Here is a 17129-nt window from a genome sequence, read left to right on the forward strand (position 1 = left end):
ATCATCGCAGGAATCAAAACAAAAGGGAGGCCAAACGTTTTGAAGAAAATGGTGATTAGTCTTGCGTGCAGCACCCTGCTGTCGATGAGCATCGCGGGCGCCGGATTTGCAGCAAGCACAGGCGGGATGGGAGCTAACAACACGGGAACGATGAATCAGGACGGCGGGATCTTGGGCCGTGGCGCTGATACCATCAACCGCGCCGGTGACAACACGATGAACCGGATGACCGGTACAACGAACACAACGGGAACAAATGGAACATACGGTACGACAGGTTATGGCAATAACGGCACCAACAATGGCAATAACGGCAACTACCGCACGACTAGCACGACCCGCAACGGCAACTACCGTGCAAACGCGGCGAACAACAACAATGATAACGACATGGACTGGGGCTGGCTGGGTCTGCTTGGCCTGATCGGTCTGGCCGGCATGAGAAACCGCAACAAAGAACCGCAACGTTAAACGCAGCAGCAAGCACATCCTATTTAAATGCGGTAACCCTGCCTGGGTTGCCGCATTTTTAGGTGGTCATCCGCAAAAGATGGACGATGGCTAATGGTTGAACGGTTGTATATATGGAAGGCAAATGATCCAGGGACAAATGGCTTGGCCGATCGTACCTACGAAACACGGATCATACCGGCGTACATACGGCGGCCATTGGCTGAACGGGCGTACCAATGGAAGGCGGATCATGCCCGGCTGTACATACGGAAGGCGCATCATACGGCGGCGGAAATGGCTAGACCGCTTCACATAGGGGAGAAAGAAATACGGTGTTGAATGGCTGAACGGATTTACATAGGGGAGACAGAAGATACGGTGTTGAATGGTAGAACGGATTTACATACGGGAGACAGAAGATACGGCGGCCATTGGCTGAACGGTTGAACCTATAGAAAGCAGATGATTAGGAGCAAAAGCTGCGTTCATGCGGAAGCAGGGACGCTTTTTGTCATGCTTTTTGGGCGACTAAAACAGGATATTTACACAACGCACTAGGCGTCAGTACACGCAGAGATAAAAACCCAGCATAAAATACATTAGAAAATTGAAGAGGAGGGATTTGGATGAGCGGCGGTTGCGGATTTGCCGGATACACTTCCACTACGGTAATTTTGGTGCTTTATATTCTCTTGGTCATTGTTCTTAAAACGTTCTAAAAGCCTGGACTTGAATAAGAAAACGGAGCCTACAAACCGTAGGCTCCGGTGCTGTTGCGTTGCAGTTAAGTATAAAGCAGCGTAATCACCAGGAGTTCGTAGAGAACAAGGGTTAAAATCAGTTCATCACTTGAATACGGATTTCCAAAACCCCGCTGACCGCCAGGATTAGAAACGGCAACATACAGCAGACCATGGTCGCAGCTTACAATTCTGCCTACAACCACATATCCGTCCAAAGTTTCGATTTTTACATATTGATTGAGATGATGCATGCAAACATGCTCCAAGCGGTTTCGAATCGACTTTACTGTTTCGGTTGTATTGGCGTCCGCCTTATACAGCATCTGATGCTTATATCCCATTGGTTGAATACTCATTGATTAGACCCCCAGTTAGCGTTGGTTTTCACGATCAATATATGCACCCGCCTACAAAACGGTGCCGTACGAGTGCCCGGGAAATCAGCAATGCTATTGACTCTTGGACAAGTCTTATGTTATTATCATCTTCGTCGGTATTTATGAATATTTCGTAGCTGACTGCGTTAGACATGGTGCTTGCCGATCCGAATCCTGTATAGTGTAACGAAAAGGTATAATCGGAGAAAAGCACGGTGAATAACGATTTCCTGCCGGGGTGGCGGAATTGGCAGACGCACAGGACTTAAAATCCTGCGGTAGGTGACTACCGTACCGGTTCGATCCCGGTCCTCGGCATTATACAAAACCCTGAAATCCCTTGCTGTATAAGGGATTTTCTTTTTTTTATTGTTTGTAATGGGCTGCCTAATTTAGAGGGAATGAGTGGATTTTTCCTCCGAGAGGACGGATTGGGGACGAACTTTTGGGTCAAATACGTCTAGGTGCGCCGTTGTTTTTCGACTCAACCTCTTAGTGGTCTTACCCCCGTCATTAGACAACAATAAAAGAGGTTTCATTTATGCAGCGATTGCTTTCCGGTACTCCACCGGAGAGCAGTCAAATCTGCTCCTTTCATTCATTCTTTTATTTGTTATAGCCTACATCGCGTTTGGTGCATGGATATCGCATGATACCAAAATCATATTAGAACAAGCCATGCAGAAGAATCCTGATATGAATTACATGAGTCGTTCAGTGTACAACCATATCAATCCTGTCGAACGTAGAATGACAACAGATGCTTTTGAGTATCATTCAAGCTCTCATCATATCGGTTATGTATTGCCACTGCATTACTTCACAGGTTCAAAAGTATATGTAACTCAGAAATACGAAAATGATGATTTTGGATTTAGAGAACCAGTCCAGTTAACGCTAGTATTGAAAGCCGGAAAGTGGTACGCGACAAAGGTTAGTATTCAGCCTTAACGGGAACAAGGGCTCCAGCTCATCAGAACTGGAACCCTTGTTTGCTCAGCAGGGCAAAAAAATCTCAAATTTCGTGCCTTGCCCGACTGTCGCTTGGACCTTGATGTCGCCGCCGTGTGCTTCGACGATGGTCTTGGCGATGCTCATGCCGAGCCCGGAGCCGTCTGTGGATTCCTCGGTATTGGTTCCGCGGTAGTAGCGATTGAACAAATGATGCAGTGTTTCCTCGTCCATCCCTTTTCCATTATCAAGTATCCGTATGCAAGCTTGGCCGTTGACTTGGGTAAGAGTGACGGTAATGGTTGTGCCTGGGGGATTATGCTTGACCGCATTAGACAGCAAATTGTCCATCAGCCGCTGTAACCAGGTGACATCTCCCTGTATCAGCAGGGAATCCTCTTCTCCGGTGTATTGGAACAGGTACTCAGACATCGTGGCGTCATTGACATACTTTAACACGGAGCAGCGTACCAACTCTGTCAGATCGATCTCCCGGCGCACCATGATAGAATCGCTCTGCTTGAGCTGATGGATCAGCGAGAAGTCGGAGATCAGCTCAAGCATATAATCCCCTTTTTCCCGGATGGTCGCGCCCATGATTCGCATTTCCTCTTGGCTCCATTGCTCAGGCAGCTTCTCCAGCATATATCCGTAGCCTTGAATCGTGGCCAGAGGTGTGCGTAGATCATGAGAGATCCCTGACATCCACTCCGCCTGCTCCTTCTCCATCCTCTTGCGGTCCCTCTCGATTTGAGCCAATTGATGAGTCATTTGATAGAAGGCTTGAATGACTTCCTGATAGAGCCTGTTGCGGGTTCGCATAGTGCCATTGCGGCGGAATACCTTACGTTTGTCCTTGGCAGTCAGTACCTCGTCGTATTGCCCTTCGCCCATGCGTTCGAACCAGCCTGCGAACAGAATCAGGGGCCGTCCGTAGCGGTAGCCATGCCAGATGGAGATCGACAGCGCAAGGATCAGGGTCAGCACTGCAATCCAGATAAGTCTCGGCGTTACATTTTCCAATACAGGATGCTTTAGAGGGAGTTCCGCTGCATGGGGCGTATAGACGATCCAGGTCATTCCGCTCGGCTCGTCCCGGTGGGCCACAATCCCCGCGTCATAGTTGTCTGGAGATTGCTGAATGGCCAGAATATCCAGCGGCCGATATGCCTTTGGTACATACTTTTGATCGCCAATGCCTTGTACGGTGTTACTCTCAGGGTCGATCACTTGCAGATAACTGCCAGTCTCCCGAAGCTGCTGTTCCAAGAGGGGAACGGCTTCACTCCTCACCATGCCCTGTTGTCCGTAAGTGTTGAACCACGCCGTGAGCTGGTCAAGGTCAGGTGTTGGATAACCGAGTACATATAGAAGCGGGTCTTGGAACGAAAAATTCAGTTGCGTCTGCACAGCATAAGACTCCAGTCTCCGTGTCTCCTGGATATCGAGCAATTGAGCGGTGGAGTAGGAGGCAGGCAGTGCAGGGTACGGTGTTGTATTAATGCTGTAGACTACGTCTCCTTCCGCACTAACCACCTGCAGCCACATTCCTTTCTCTTGGATAAGCTTGTTCCACTGAGAAAAGATGTGAAGCTTCCCGTCTTTGTACTGGGCTTCTTGGGCAATCTGCTCCAGGACGCCAACAGGAAAGTTCCGGCGGATCTCATTGCTGGTCATGTTCTGGAAGAACATAATGCAGGCAGCCAAGGCAATGGTCACAATCGCCAGAGCATAGAAAATCAACTGGTACGTGAAATGGAAGGCCATGCGCTGCTGGATTTTCATCGTTCCTCCGGCTCCTTCACCAGCTTATAGCCGAGTCCGCGTACCGTAAGCAGCAGCTTCGGGTCGCCGGGATCAATTTCGATCCGCTCCCGTATGCGGCGGATATGCACCATCACGGTCGAATCATCGCCCTGTCCGTTGATCCCCCAGACCTTGTCGTAGAGCTGGGTTTTGGAGAATACGATTCCGGGATGCCTACAGAAGTGCAGTAATAGCTGGAAAACCTGTGCAGGACAAGGAACAGGCTGTCCCTCCACGGTCAGTTCGCCCTCCGCCTCGTTGACGGTGAAGCGGCCGAACCGGTAAATTCCCGCATCGGGATACTTCGCAGAACCGGCTGCCAGGGTTTCCGGCTCCAACCGGCGTATGCGAGCCTGAATTCTTGCGGCTACCTCCAGGGGGTTGAAGGGCTTGGTGATATAATCATCCCCGCCCATGGCGAAGCCTTTTAGAATATCGAGATCGGATGCCTTGGCTGTCAGGAACAGTATATAAGGATTCCCGTATTCGCGGATCTTGGAGCAGAGCTCCAGTCCGCTGCCGTCGGGAAGCATAATGTCGAGCAGGACAATATCGGGAACCACGCGTTGTACCAGGCTGATAGCTTCGGTACAAGTGGAAGCCCCGTACAGTTGTTGAAAGCCTTCGCGGCGAAGCACCATTTGCAGCATGGTGATTATGGAAGGTTCGTCGTCAACGATAGCGATTTTAATCGCGGATAGATTTGGCATTTTTTCACCCTTTTTCAAAATAGCATATTTATCTTAACAGAACCTAAACAGCGGGGACAAAATTAAGCAAAAATTCATCGGTTCGTTTAAGTTCCGTTCCGCTGGGGTTGGTAGGATAGGTCTGAGCAGCACATTCGAGCTTCGATGAGAGGAGAGCAAGAGGAAAGAATGGTTACATTCAATCTATTAAAGCAGGAGGTTAATAGCATGAGTAAAAATTGGTCACGATCGGGGGACTGGCAATGAGCAGCCCATCCCTATCTGAAATGCCTCACACCCGGCCCGGCTGGCCGGAGATCCTAACTGCACTGTTCCTTTATATGATCGGTGTCGTATTCCTTGGTGTCTGGATGCTTCAAATTCCTGATGACCAGGCCATCTTGAGGATTAATATCGGAGGTGCAGCCAATGGTCTGATTGGCTTCATCGCTTTGTTTGCAGCCTACGCCCTGAGGATTCGTAATTTACGTGCTTTCGGGTTTCGGAGGACGGAGCGGAAATGGCTGCTGGTGGCGGTCGTCATCGGGATTGCTGCGTTCGGGGGATGTTTTGTGATCGAAGGGATCTATTATCATTTTGTTACTGAGATCAATACCCAGGCAGACTTCCAGACGGCAGCGCAAGGCGGTCCGCTCTCCATGTTTATTCTGCTTATCACCGGGGCCATCCTCACGCCGCTCAGCGAGGAATTTGTATTCCGCGGCGTCATTGCCAATGCACTGAACCGTTATGGCCCATGGGCTGGGGTGGTCGGCAGCGCTGCAATCTTTGGCGTTGTTCATGGATTCACCGTTATCCTGTTAGACGCATTCATGGTCGGCATCCTGGTGGGATACCTGTTCCGCAAGACAGGTTCCATCTGGCCGGGAGTCGTGGTGCATATCGTGTATAACGGCCTAAATCTTCTCTATTATTCTACGCTATAGACCTTAATGAAGGCGGGGGTTCCGGTATCCAAGGTTTGGATTAAATTAACCAAGAGCAAGCAGGAAGAGCAGGTACATCAAGCAGTAAAGGTACTCCCGAATACAATCTTCTGGTGAAGCGGGACTGAATAACGCCTCATCGAGAAACCAGTCCCCCTAGTAAAAATATTAAAGCGGCCTTGATCCCACATGCCATGGGACTAAGGCCGCTTGTTGTATGTGGTCCGTTTCTGCCGGGCCAGGATGCTTTGTTTTTGCACACCGCCGAGAAGGGCAGGAGACGACCAGTGCTTTTAACCCACTTTTAAATCGTATCGGACACCTGCTCTACTAAAGGATATATTCCATTTGACGGTCGCAAGGCTCGTGTTCGGCTAACTTCTTATTAATCTCTAAGGCATCGACACATCCGAGTTTTGTATAAAACAGTTGGGACTCCTCTGCCGAATGTGCCGAGATATACAGTTTCCGTGCTCCCATCGCTCTGGCTTTGTCAGCGCATCGCTCAAACAGTTTTTTTCCGATCCCCTTGCTTCGATGCTCATAAGAGACATGAATCTGCATCAACTGCAAGTACTGCTTGCTGCTGCCAAACAATTCAGGCAGGAGGCTGGCGAACGCAATCACATGATTGTTACTATCGTACACCCCCCATACTACACCGCCGGCGTTTATGCAATCCGTAAAGTCTGCGTGAACAATTTCTTCTTTTAGCGCTTCATCCCATTGTTCTGTAAAAGCGATATCTTTAAGCACCCATTCCCCGTTTTCTTGTCTTAAGCAGCGGTGAACCTCCTGGTACCGGTTGAAATGCTGTAATAAATCAGAAGTCAGGTCAAAATGAGATAGTTCTCGTATTATGTAGTGATCCAGTGACATTCGTATTCTCCTTATATGCTAATATGCTAGTTTTTGGTTGCCGGAAAAGAACAGGGAATGACAAGCGCTTTTGGCCGGTGATGATTGCAGCCGCCAGAAATACGCCGTACAGAGCCCTACTTACGCCCCTCTACGTAAGCTTCTCTACGTAAGCTTCTCTACTTAAGCTCCCTACTTACGTCCCCGGAAATTCCCCCTCCCGATATATCTTCCGGTACAGCGCGGGGGTCCGCCCTTCGTATTTTTTGAAGGTTTTGATAAAATACCCCGGCTCGTTGAAGCCAAGCTCATCGCTGATTTGGGAGACGGGCATGTCCGTTACTTCAAGCAGCTGCTTCGCCCATCTGACCTTGAGTTTGGCCAGGTAAGCGGTGAAGCTTTCGCCCGTTTCTTGGGCGAACCGCCGGCTGAAATAGCTGGGGCTGATGTGGCACAGCTCGGCCATCTGCTTCAAGGTGACAGCTTCACTTTTTTGTTGATGAATGTAGTCAAAAGCCGGTTTAAACAGCGGATGGGCAGGGCTGCCCGGGTCGTCGTTTGCGGTGTTTTTCAGATAGGCATCCGCGATGGCGTTGGTCATTTCTTTTTTGATCGACTCGATATTTTTAATGGTATATCCGGGCAAAATAGTGGAAAGAGGTAATGCCTCCTCCTTACCCGCGGCCTTCTCAAACATTTCGACAAGCAGATTTTTATTGAGCGCTTCTTCAATAATATAGTTGCATAAAAGGAAAAGCATGTTAGAGATTTTTACGACTTCCTCGTAGGTCATGGTGGGAATTTCGTCGTAAGCGGCCTTCAGCTGGCTTTCCTTTAACGAATGGAGCGAGGGGTGCTTCGAGCGGACGATCTGCTCCAGATCTGAGCCGTTTTCGGGATCGGACAGCTTGACCTGGCCGGCCATCACCGCACCAAGGTACTTGTCGTCCACCGTGATCGGTATCGCAATATCAATAATGTTAAAATGGCATAAATACACGTAAGGCGCGTTTAAACGAACCGCTTCCAGGCCGCCGCGGGAATCGCATTTTTGGCAGTAGGGCAGCAGTTCCGGGTCTTTTCGTACACTCCGGCAAAACGCCTGGCAGCTGCTGTGGCTGGTCACGGGAATACCTTTGTAATCGACCGTTAGAATCGCCAGCTTCGTCACCGTCGCCAAGGAATCTTGCAGACGCTTCCACTTCTTGAGATCCAAAAACTTACCGATACGCAGGGACTCCTGAATCAACAGACGTACACCTCCATTGTCAGCTTTGCATTGTACTGCTGGACCGTATCCTTCCTGTTTTTCCTGTCTGCATCAGGATACCATTCTCCAAGCAACAGTGCAAAAATTTACGATTCAAAATTATAATTATTGGCTATCATCTTCCACTCTCAAGGTCCGTTTTCTGCTATATACTTGAAGCAATTCAATAAAATTTGTGATATACGGGAGGCGTTAACGTTATGCGAAAAGCGTTCATCAGTCCAACAAAATATGTTCAAGGGGAAGACGAACTGCTGAATCTCGGTTACTTTGTCGCTTCATTTGGTTCCTCCGCCTTGTTGATTGCGCATCCGGAAGACGTGAAGCGGGTGAAGGAGAAGCTGGATGCCACTGCCCGGAAGTTTAATATCAGTTTTGTAGAAAGCGCTTTTACCGGGGAATGTTCCCGTCAGGAAGTCGCCCGGCTGCAGGCCATTGCTGCGGAAAAAGGCTGTACCTGCACGGTCGGCCTCGGCGGCGGCAAGGCGATTGACGCGGCCAAATGCGTAGCCCAAGGAGAAGCGCTGATCATCTGCCCGACAATTGCCGCCACGGATGCGCCAACCAGCCATTCGGCTGTGCTGTATACCCCCGAAGGCGCGTTTGACGATTATGCCTATTTTAAGCAAAGCCCCAGCGTGGTGCTGGTCGATACGACGGTGATTGCCCAGGCGCCGACCCGGTTTCTTGTGGCGGGGATGGGGGATGCTTTGTCCACTTATTTTGAAGCGAGAGCAAGCGCCAAATCTTATTCCAGAGTCAACGCAAGTCTCCCTATGGGCACCCGGGAAGGAATGTGCGCTCCGGCGGTGGGAACAAATGCGGCGCTGGCGCTTGCCACCCTTTGTTATGAAATGCTGCTGAAAGACGGCCTGCAAGCAAAAATTGCCTGCGACTGCAACGCGGTAACCCAGGCGCTGGAAAATATCGTGGAGACGAATATTTTGTTATCCGGTCTTGGTTTTGAAAGCGCAGGTTTGGCCGGAGCGCACGCCATCCACGACGGATTAACGATTCTGGAGGGCACCCATTCCTACTATCATGGGGAAAAAGTTGCTTTTGGCACGATCGCTCAGCTGGTGCTGGAGAATGCGCCGGCGGAGGAGCTGTATCAGGTACTGGATTTTTGCCTGGAGGTGGGCCTGCCCGTCTGTCTGGCGGATATCGGAGTAGACCGGATTACGGAAGAAGAACTGCTTGAAGTCGCGGAAAAAGCCTGCATTCCGGAGGAATCGATTCACTCCATGCCGTTCCCGGTTACTGTACAGCAGGTGGCGGCCGCCATTGCGGCAGCAGACCGGATCGGTCAACAATATAAAGCAGCACGGGAGGCATAAGCATGAAAAAAATCATCAATCAGCCGGAAACCGCGGTTGTTGAAATGTGCAAAGGGATGGTTTTGGCGCATCCGGAGCTTGAGTTTGTGAGCAAATACAAGATCATCAAGAAAAAAGAGCTGAACGCGGACAAAGTCAGCTTGATCAGCGGCGGCGGCAGCGGCCATGAACCCGCGCATGCGGGTTATGTGGGGAAAGGGATGCTGGATGCGGCGGTGTGCGGGGATATTTTTGCTTCCCCCTCCCAAATCCAGGTGTACCAGGCCATCCGGGCCACTGCGAGTAACAAGGGAACCCTCCTCATTATCAAGAACTACAGCGGGGATATGATGAATTTTAAGAATGCCGCTTTTTTGGCGGGGGAAGACGGAATCGAAGTCGATTATGTCCGGGTGGATGACGATATTTCGGTAAAAGACAGCTTATATACAGTCGGACGCCGGGGAGTGGCGGGAACCGTGCTGGTGCACAAAATTGCCGGCGCGGCGGCGGAAGAAGGGCGGAGCCTGGCCGAGGTAAAAGCGGCAGCCGAAAAAGCGGCGTCCCAAGTCCGCAGCATCGGCTTCGCGCTGACGTCCTGCACAGTTCCCGCCAAAGGAACGCCAACCTTCGACATTGCCGAAGGTGAGATGGAATATGGCGTGGGCATCCACGGCGAGCCGGGAATCAGCCGGGAACCGGCTGCAAGGGCCGATCAGCTGGCGGCACGGATGGTGGAGGCGCTGCTCGCGGACCTCGGCATCGGCGGAGGGGACGCCCAGTCGGCGGAAATTGCGGTGCTCATCAACGGGTTTGGGGGAACGCCGCTGCTGGAGCTGTATCTTTTTAACAACGCGGTGACCCGGGAATTGGCGGCAAGAGGGAACATTACGATTTGCAAAACCTTTGTCGGAAATTACATGACCAGCATCGATATGGCCGGCGCTTCCGTCACCTTCATGAAACTGGACGAGGAATTAAAAACGCTGCTGTTCAGGGAAAGCGACACGCCCGCCTTTAAGGTGTCGGGTCCGGACGAAATCGTCCCGTATGCGGAGATCGCGGAGGACGAAACCGCCCGAGCAGATGTCTCCTATGAAACTGAAACCCCTGAATCGTATGCCGAAATCAAGGACGGCAAGCTGACGGTAGAGAATGTCGTGTACCTGCTGGACAAAATGAGCGAGATTATTATCAAAAATGAAGTTCCGTTTTGCGAGCTGGACGCTCATGCCGGAGACGGCGATTTTGGAATGAGCATTGCGAAGGGCTTCCGGCAGCTGAAACGGGAATGGAAGGAGCTGCTCACGCACAGTGCGGGGGATATTGGGACCTTCCTGAATGCCTGCTCCCTGGTGATTATGGAGCACTGCGGCGGCGCTTCGGGACCAATTTGGGGTTCCGCCTTCCGGTCGGCCGGCAGGGCGGCCGGGGACAAAACCGCGGTCACTGTGCCAGAGTTTGCCGAGATGATGCAGGCCGCTGTGGCGGGTATCCAATCCGTCGGGGAGCGTTCTTTTGGCCGGGGAGCCGTAGTTGGGGACAAAACCTTAATCGATGCGCTGGTTCCTTGCGCGGACTCCTGGGTGGAAAGCGGCCGGGCCGGTGACGATTTCAAAACCGCGTTTGCCAAAGGCGCGGCGGCTGCCGCCAACGGCGCCAAAAAGACGGAAGCTATAGCCGCGCGTATGGGACGCGCAGGTGCGGTGGGCGACAGAAGCATCGGTTATCCGGATGCGGGGGCGTACGCGCTTGGCGTTATTTTTACAGAACTGTCGGCGCAGGTAAAATAAAAAACAAAAAGGGCATCCGCGCTGGATCTTCTGGCGTTGATGCCCTTTGCTGCTTTGGCAGCGGCTTACGATTTTCCGTCTGGTAATAAAGTCTGTACACAGACGGCTCACGGTGGCAGTTACCGGATCCGTTCAGTATCCGGTACCAGCTGCCTAAGTCTCATCGCCCCTAATCCATAATCACCCCCGTGTACAGCCGTCCTCCTTAAGTGGCGGCGGGATCGGTGTGTAAGCACAGCCCGTCTACAAAAACGAAAAGAAAGAGCGCAATAGCCCGCGTTTCTTCGGCGCAGCTTGGAGCTTCGGTGCAGCTTGGAGCATGGAGGCAGCGGCCGGATGGATCGCTTCCCGCGGTCCGCGCACCGGTGCAGGCGCCCCAGCCATGGCAGCCGCGGTTTTGAACGGAGCTACTGTGTCAGCCGCAGCGCCCAACTCGAATGCAGCCGCCGCTTCGAACGGAGCTGCCGTCTCAAGCGCCGCCGCCAGCTGGGCGACCCGCTGCCGCAGCTCCTCCAGTTCCTTGCGCTGCTGGAGCAGCTGAATCGAGACGACTTCGTCGGCTTTGCGCTCCAGTGCATGCTCGAGATGGTCCATGCGGGCTGCGATGTGATCCATAGCTAAGCCGCCGGGAGCAGGTTGACCCGCTTGAGCTGGCTGACCCGTTTGAGCCGTTTGAGCAGACAGAGCCGGTTCGCTCGATTGCGCCGGTTTCTCCACGGGTAGGTCCATGCCCTCGAGCGTATCGCCTTGATTGATCCGGTTCTGGATATGGCGGAGCAAATCGAGCTCCTGTTCGGTGAAGATGTAGTGGCCGAACTTGTCTTTCGGGAAGAAATCAGGGAAAGCAGAGGCCCAGCGTTTCACGGTCGTTTGGCTCACGGACAACAGTTCTGCGGCATCTTTGGTTTTCAAAATATCCATTTCGATTCCTCCGTTTCGGTTCGTCTACCTACTGTATTGGATATCCGATTGGATCTCCCTGCACGGACGACAAAGAAAGTGGGGATTCGCTAAACAAAGTGGAATTCCGAGCAAGGCATATAACAAAACCCGCTGCCTTTCGTGCAGGCAGCGGGTTTTAAAGCAGGGACCGGGTTCCGTGAAGGGATCGGTACCTTAAGCAGGAGCATGTCCTTGGCAGGCATCAAGTACCTAGGACAGGAGCGGGGCCCCCGGCAGGCATCCAAGTACCTAGAGCAGGAGCGGGGCCCTGGCAGGCGTCAAGTACCAGAGCAGATGCCGGGCTCCCGTGCAGGCATCGTATACCCAGAGCGGATGCCGGGATCCTGGAGCAAGTGCCGGATGCCCGAAGCAGGCAACTGCAAATTAGTTCGAGACGCGGGCCGGCAGCTTGCGGGTCAAAACCAATTTGCCGTCCGGTCCGTAAGCCCGAAGGGTGACCGTCAAGGTTTTGCCGTGATACGGAGCGAAGTTGATGTCCGCCTTCCAAGGGGCCTGCGACGCGGTGCCGACGATTTTGCCGCCAATCTCGTAAGTCACTTTGGACAGCGTAGGCGACCATGACTTCACGTAGCTGGTCAGACTGACATTTTCGGCGGGCACCGCCGTGGCAGCGACATTCCGGTAGCTGACCTTCGAGCTGTCGCTGATATTGCTGAGATAATAGCCGCTGGCTACTCCTTGCTTATACGCCTTCAGGAGCTTTTCGTTTGCGGACAGCTGATAATATTTGACCCGCTCCGTCTTCGCGGAATTGCTGTCAAACCAGAACACCGCTTTGACCTGCGGGTAAATTAGCGGAAGGCTGGCGTACAGCTCACGGGTCCGGTAGACAGCCCAATCCGTTTTGTCCTGCATTTTCTCGGGATACATGTAGGAGACGCCGCCTTCGGTGATCATAATCGGCTTGCGGTCCGCATACCACTTGTAGATATTGTCCAGCTTGCCGATATGGCTGCTGCGGTCCTGGTTCTGCTGAAGGGGATCTCCAGTAGGCGTAAAAATGGAATACAGGCTCACGCCCACCCAATCCACATACGCATCGCCCGGGTAATAAGATTGGATGGTGTTTTCCGGCTCACTGCCTGGTGCCCAGACCATGGCAACGTTGTCCGGAGCGTACTTGTGGAACGCATTTGCAACGATACGGAATTTCTGAATGAACTGCTCAGGCGTAGTATACCAAGGCACCCACTTGCCGTTCATTTCATTAGCAAACCGCAAAAAAATCGGAATTTCCGCCGCGCCGGCATCTTTGGCCAGCTGCTGGAGGTAGGCGTCGTCTTTTACGCTGTTGATATCGTTTGGCTGCAGCCCGATTTCAAGCGCCGTGCCGCTTTCTTTGGCCCGCTGAATGTAGGTGCGGAGGGAAGACAGCGGCGTACCATACGTCATATAAGCCAGGTAACCCGCGTGTTTTTTGCCGGTCAGCTTCGGAAATCCTTCCGTGTAAAATGGCCGGTGGGCGATAGGATCACGTTCGGCGTAAGCGCCGATATATGCTCCGTTAACCGGTTCGAGCACGGACAATTTACGTTTGGGGGCAGGTACGACTTTGCTTTCGTAAAAAATTTGGGCCGAACTGCGCAGCGCATTCGCTTTGACTTTGACGGCATAGCTGCTCAGCGTCTGGCCCGCCTTGTCGTAGTAATACGCTTCCTGATCCCAGTTCTCGACCGCCTCGTCATATTTGCCCAGTTTGACGTAAGCGTCGCCGATGCGGCGGTGGATCTGTCCGGCATTACCGTATTCCTTCCCACGGACGAATTCGGGAAGGATGGATTGGTACTTGGCGATCGCCGCCGAGTAGCTGCCTTTGGCAGCCAAGCGCTGCGCCTCTTTGTAGACGTTCCACTTGCTGGCCGCGGATGCTCCGGTCGGCAGGGCAAGCGAAGTTATTCCTAATACCGCGGCGAGCAGCAGCGTAAGGAGTCTGGTGTTCCGGCTGGATTTGGTCATTGGGGTAAACGCTCCTTCATTTATGTATCGGATTGCTGGCAGGCAGCTGCTTCCGCTATTTATATATCGGGCTGGCGAAGATTTTTTTCAAGAGCGCAGGGAGACGCAAAAAAACCGCCGGCTGTCCATGAAGGATAGCCGACGGCTTTTGTTGCGGGAAGCCGCGTCACCGTCTTAAACGGTTAATTGCGAATCAGGTAATCAAAGGCGCCCAAAGCGGCGTTTGCGCCCGATCCCATCGAGATAATAATCTGCTTATAAGGACTATTGGTGCAGTCGCCGGCCGCAAATACGCCGGGAACATTGGTTGCACCGTGGTTATCCACCACAATCTCGCCGAAACGGGTGCGTTCAACGGTGTCGCCTAACCAGTCGGTGTTGGGGACAAGGCCGATTTGAACGAATACGCCTTGCAGTTCAATATGATGAACTTCTTCGGTTGCACGGTCGATGTAGCTGATTCCGTCCACCTTGTCGGTGCCGGTAATTTCTTTGGTCTGTACATTCTTCAAAACGGTGACGTTCGGAAGGCTGTAGAGACGGTCCTGCAATACGGCATCGGCTTTCAGCTCAGGCATGAATTCCAGCACAGTCACGTGCCGGACGATTCCCGCCAGGTCAATCGCCGCTTCGATTCCGGAGTTGCCGCCGCCGATAACCGCGACATCGCGGCCTGCGAACAGCGGGCCGTCACAGTGCGGACAGTAGGCGACACCTTTGTTCTTGAACTCGGCTTCACCAGGAACGCCGACATTACGCCAGCGTGCGCCTGTCGAGAGGATAACGGTTTTGCTCTTCAGCACCGCGCCGTTCTCCAGCTCAAGCTCAATCAGGTCTTTTTTCTCCAGCCGCGCTGCACGCTGCAGCTTCATGACATCGATGTTGTATTCTTTCACGTGCTCTTCAAGGCTGGCAACCAGCTTGGGGCCTTCGGTGTACTTCACGCTGATGAAGTTCTCAATCCCGAGGGTGTCCGACACTTGACCGCCAAAACGTTCGGCTACGATACCGGTACGGATGCCTTTACGCGCTGCATAAATCGCCGCACTGGCTCCGGCCGGGCCGCCGCCGACCACAAGCACGTCAAACGGTTCTTTGTCCGCGAACGCCGAAGCATCGGGGGCATCAACCAGCTTGGCCAAAATTTCTTCCAGCGTCATTCGGCCGCTGTTAAAGAACTCGCCGTTCAGATAAACCGAAGGCACAGCCATGATGTCTTTGCTTTCGACTTCGTCTTTGAACGCCGCACCGTCGATCATGGTGTGTGTAATGCCAGGGTTCAGAACACTCATCGTGTTCAGCGCCTGCACAACGTCCGGACAGTTATGGCACGTCAGGCTGACGTACGTTTCAAAGCGGTATTCGCCTTTGATGCTCTTGATTTGGTCGATGACGTTCTGCTCCACTTTGGGAGCACGCCCGCTGACCTGCAGCAGCGCGAGGACAAGCGAAGTGAATTCATGTCCAAGCGGAATGCCGGCAAAAACGACGCCGGTTTCTTCATCCGCACGATTTACGCTAAAGCTCGGCGTTCTAGGCAGGACTGCCTGTTCTACCGTAATGTTGGGGGACATGCTGGCGAGTTCATCCACCAGCGCCAGCATGTCCTTTGATACGGCATCCGTTCCTGCACTTACTTTCAGCACAACCTTGCCCTCCATCATCTGGAGGTATTGGTTAAGCTGAGCTTTTATATCTGCATCCAGTGCCATATCGAATCGCTCCTTAGATTTTACCTACGAGGTCGAGACTTGGTTTCAGTGTCTCGCCGCCTTCTTGCCATTTAGCTGGGCAAACTTCGCCCGGATTTTTGCGGACGTATTGAGCTGCTTTAATTTTGTTCACCAGCGTACTGGCGTCACGGCCGATACCGCCGGCATTGATTTCAACGGTTTGAATTACGCCGTCCGGGTCAATGATGAACGTACCGCGGTCTGCCAGACCGTCTTCTTCGTTCAGCACTTCGAAGTTGCGGGAGATCGTGTGCGAAGGGTCGCCGATCATGATGTACGTGATTTTGCCGATCGCTTCGGAAGTGTCGTGCCATGCTTTATGTGTAAAGTGAGTATCCGTGGAAACGGAGTAAACCTCAACGCCCAGGCTCTTCAGCGTTTCGTACTCATTTTGCAGATCCTCAAGCTCGGTAGGGCATACGAAGGTGAAGTCCGCCGGGTAGAAGCACACTACGCTCCACTTGCCTTTGAAGTCAGCTTCGGAAACTTCGATGAACTTGCCATTGTGGTAGGCGTTTGCTTTAAACGGTAGTACTTCGGATCCAATCAGAGACATAATAAGGTTCCTCCTCAAAAGTGGTATGAATTTGTTAGAAACTGCCGGCGTCAATGGAACAGGTAGATAATGACTATGTAGCAGTTCTTTGTTGATAATTATTATCATCTAGTCATTATTATTTGTCAAGCGCCCAATTTACCGTTCAATTTCGCTTAGCAGTTCTATCCATTCTAAAGAAAGCATACCACAAATGAGGGGAGGGTATGCAAACAAGCCGCGTGGTTGCTGGGTTTTGCTGCTGCCTGAGGAAGCCATCCAGTCCGGCCTTTCTGAACAATAACGGAGTTTGCGGAGAGAACCGTCAAAGAAAGTTTTGAATATTGACAAAATTAAAGAGGGTTTGAATCCATGCGGTTTCTGTTATGGAGGATGGAAATACAATAGAGCTGCGGACCTTTTTCAGCTATTCTTCTTAACTCAACTTTCACAGCAAAAATTCAATAGATTTACGTGTATTGACGACAAAAACACCTCACTTGTTAGGGATCATGGTAGTGCGACCAACCATGCCAACAAGAAAGGTGCGTAACGCTATGTTACAGCAACATTCCCTGCCTGAACACCGTCTCAATTTTTCAAACTTTGGAGGCCTTTTGAAGCAGCTCAACATTGACCTCCTCTTTGACTTTCTCACCGACTCAGAAGACCTCCCTCTGTTTATTTGCTGATGATTCCGTATTTTGGAAAATTGACGGACTCAGTTTCCCTTATTTGT

Annotated in this window: 14 protein-coding genes, 1 tRNA gene and 1 pseudogene; 7 read left to right on the top strand and 9 right to left on the bottom strand. The window is 52.1% G+C overall.

Annotated features, from left to right (window positions below; translation table 11 throughout):
* Nucleotides 1–48 precede the first annotated feature (48 nt).
* On the top strand, nt 49–471 hold the full coding sequence (locus ACE6ED_RS10040; RefSeq protein ID WP_410826997.1) for a WGxxGxxG family protein: 423 nt from the start codon (nt 49–51) through the stop codon (nt 469–471).
* A gap of 608 nt (nt 472–1079) precedes the next feature.
* The gene (locus ACE6ED_RS10045; protein WP_410826973.1) at nt 1080–1172 is read left to right on the top strand and encodes a YjcZ family sporulation protein; all 93 of its coding nucleotides are present in this window, start codon (nt 1080–1082) and stop codon (nt 1170–1172) included.
* Nucleotides 1173–1237: 65 nt separating this feature from the next.
* Here ACE6ED_RS10045 and ACE6ED_RS10050 read toward each other — a convergent pair whose 3' ends face one another.
* Nucleotides 1238–1552 carry a hypothetical protein gene (locus ACE6ED_RS10050; protein ID WP_410826974.1) on the bottom strand — a complete coding sequence of 105 codons (315 nt, stop codon included), beginning with the start codon at nt 1550–1552 and terminating at the stop codon, nt 1238–1240.
* 253 nt (nt 1553–1805) lie between these two features.
* Between ACE6ED_RS10050 and ACE6ED_RS10055 the strand changes: the two genes are divergently transcribed.
* Nucleotides 1806–1891: transfer RNA gene (locus ACE6ED_RS10055), tRNA-Leu, on the top strand.
* Between the two features lie 378 nt (nt 1892–2269).
* Nucleotides 2270–2524, top strand: coding sequence for a hypothetical protein (locus tag ACE6ED_RS10060; RefSeq protein WP_410826975.1), 255 nt, complete (start codon nt 2270–2272; stop codon nt 2522–2524).
* 45 nt (nt 2525–2569) lie between these two features.
* On the opposite strand, the gene ACE6ED_RS10065 is transcribed toward ACE6ED_RS10060, so the two are convergent.
* On the bottom strand, nt 2570–4309 hold the full coding sequence (locus tag ACE6ED_RS10065; protein ID WP_410826976.1) for a sensor histidine kinase: 1740 nt from the start codon (nt 4307–4309) through the stop codon (nt 2570–2572).
* Nucleotides 4306–5040: a response regulator transcription factor gene (locus ACE6ED_RS10070; protein ID WP_410826977.1), complete on the bottom strand. Its 735-nt coding sequence runs from the start codon at nt 5038–5040 to the stop codon at nt 4306–4308. Before ACE6ED_RS10070 ends, ACE6ED_RS10065 begins: the two co-directional genes overlap by 4 nt.
* Nucleotides 5041–5282: 242 nt before the next feature.
* Between ACE6ED_RS10070 and ACE6ED_RS10075 the strand changes: the two genes are divergently transcribed.
* Nucleotides 5283–5966 (top strand): CPBP family intramembrane glutamic endopeptidase, encoded by a 684-nt coding sequence (locus ACE6ED_RS10075; protein ID WP_410826978.1) that lies wholly within the window; start codon nt 5283–5285, stop codon nt 5964–5966.
* Between the two features lie 330 nt (nt 5967–6296).
* On the opposite strand, the gene ACE6ED_RS10080 is transcribed toward ACE6ED_RS10075, so the two are convergent.
* Together ACE6ED_RS10080 and ACE6ED_RS10085 are read right to left on the bottom strand one after the other, a co-directional pair.
* Entirely contained in the window at nt 6297–6845 is a 549-nt protein-coding gene (locus ACE6ED_RS10080) for a GNAT family N-acetyltransferase (protein WP_410826979.1), read from the bottom strand.
* Between the two features lie 175 nt (nt 6846–7020).
* Complete coding sequence (locus ACE6ED_RS10085; protein ID WP_410826980.1) at nt 7021–8073, bottom strand: PocR ligand-binding domain-containing protein; 1053 nt, start codon at nt 8071–8073, stop codon at nt 7021–7023.
* A 221-nt stretch (nt 8074–8294) separates the two neighbouring features.
* Between ACE6ED_RS10085 and ACE6ED_RS10090 the strand changes: the two genes are divergently transcribed.
* Together ACE6ED_RS10090 and dhaK are read left to right on the top strand one after the other, a co-directional pair.
* The gene (locus ACE6ED_RS10090; RefSeq protein ID WP_410826981.1) at nt 8295–9431 is read left to right on the top strand and encodes a glycerol dehydrogenase; all 1137 of its coding nucleotides are present in this window, start codon (nt 8295–8297) and stop codon (nt 9429–9431) included.
* Nucleotides 9432–9433: 2 nt separating this feature from the next.
* Nucleotides 9434–11203, top strand: a complete 1770-nt coding sequence (dhaK, locus tag ACE6ED_RS10095) for a dihydroxyacetone kinase subunit DhaK (protein WP_410826982.1) — start codon at nt 9434–9436, stop codon at nt 11201–11203.
* A 483-nt stretch (nt 11204–11686) separates the two neighbouring features.
* On the opposite strand, the pseudogene ACE6ED_RS10100 reads toward dhaK, so the two are convergent.
* The 4 genes and pseudogenes from ACE6ED_RS10100 to ahpC all read right to left on the bottom strand — a co-directional run.
* Nucleotides 11687–12124, bottom strand: a pseudogene (locus ACE6ED_RS10100) (MerR family transcriptional regulator); the annotation flags it as partial.
* A gap of 405 nt (nt 12125–12529) precedes the next feature.
* A complete protein-coding gene (locus tag ACE6ED_RS10105; RefSeq protein WP_410826983.1) occupies nt 12530–14122 on the bottom strand; it encodes a glycosyl hydrolase in 1593 nt (530 codons plus the stop codon).
* A 182-nt stretch (nt 14123–14304) separates the two neighbouring features.
* Nucleotides 14305–15834, bottom strand: a complete 1530-nt coding sequence (gene ahpF, locus ACE6ED_RS10110; RefSeq protein ID WP_410826984.1) for an alkyl hydroperoxide reductase subunit F — start codon at nt 15832–15834, stop codon at nt 14305–14307.
* Between the two features lie 13 nt (nt 15835–15847).
* A complete protein-coding gene (gene ahpC, locus ACE6ED_RS10115; protein ID WP_410826985.1) occupies nt 15848–16411 on the bottom strand; it encodes an alkyl hydroperoxide reductase subunit C in 564 nt (187 codons plus the stop codon).
* Nucleotides 16412–17129 lie beyond the last annotated feature (718 nt).

It is taken from the genome of Paenibacillus nanchangensis (assembly GCF_046543445.1).
GTDB lineage: Bacteria > Bacillota > Bacilli > Paenibacillales > Paenibacillaceae > Paenibacillus_AQ > Paenibacillus_AQ nanchangensis.

Coding starts and splice junctions, on each gene's coding strand:
- ACE6ED_RS10040 (WP_410826997.1), top strand. CDS start 49: ATGGTGATTAGTCTTGCGTGCAGCACCCTGCTGTCGATGAGCATCGCG.
- ACE6ED_RS10045 (WP_410826973.1), top strand. CDS start 1,080: ATGAGCGGCGGTTGCGGATTTGCCGGATACACTTCCACTACGGTAATT.
- ACE6ED_RS10050 (WP_410826974.1), bottom strand. CDS start 1,552: ATGAGTATTCAACCAATGGGATATAAGCATCAGATGCTGTATAAGGCG.
- ACE6ED_RS10060 (WP_410826975.1), top strand. CDS start 2,270: ATGAATTACATGAGTCGTTCAGTGTACAACCATATCAATCCTGTCGAA.
- ACE6ED_RS10065 (WP_410826976.1), bottom strand. CDS start 4,309: ATGAAAATCCAGCAGCGCATGGCCTTCCATTTCACGTACCAGTTGATT.
- ACE6ED_RS10070 (WP_410826977.1), bottom strand. CDS start 5,040: ATGCCAAATCTATCCGCGATTAAAATCGCTATCGTTGACGACGAACCT.
- ACE6ED_RS10075 (WP_410826978.1), top strand. CDS start 5,283: ATGAGCAGCCCATCCCTATCTGAAATGCCTCACACCCGGCCCGGCTGG.
- ACE6ED_RS10080 (WP_410826979.1), bottom strand. CDS start 6,845: ATGTCACTGGATCACTACATAATACGAGAACTATCTCATTTTGACCTG.
- ACE6ED_RS10090 (WP_410826981.1), top strand. CDS start 8,295: ATGCGAAAAGCGTTCATCAGTCCAACAAAATATGTTCAAGGGGAAGAC.
- dhaK (WP_410826982.1), top strand. CDS start 9,434: ATGAAAAAAATCATCAATCAGCCGGAAACCGCGGTTGTTGAAATGTGC.
- ACE6ED_RS10105 (WP_410826983.1), bottom strand. CDS start 14,122: ATGACCAAATCCAGCCGGAACACCAGACTCCTTACGCTGCTGCTCGCC.
- ahpF (WP_410826984.1), bottom strand. CDS start 15,834: ATGGCACTGGATGCAGATATAAAAGCTCAGCTTAACCAATACCTCCAG.
- ahpC (WP_410826985.1), bottom strand. CDS start 16,411: ATGTCTCTGATTGGATCCGAAGTACTACCGTTTAAAGCAAACGCCTAC.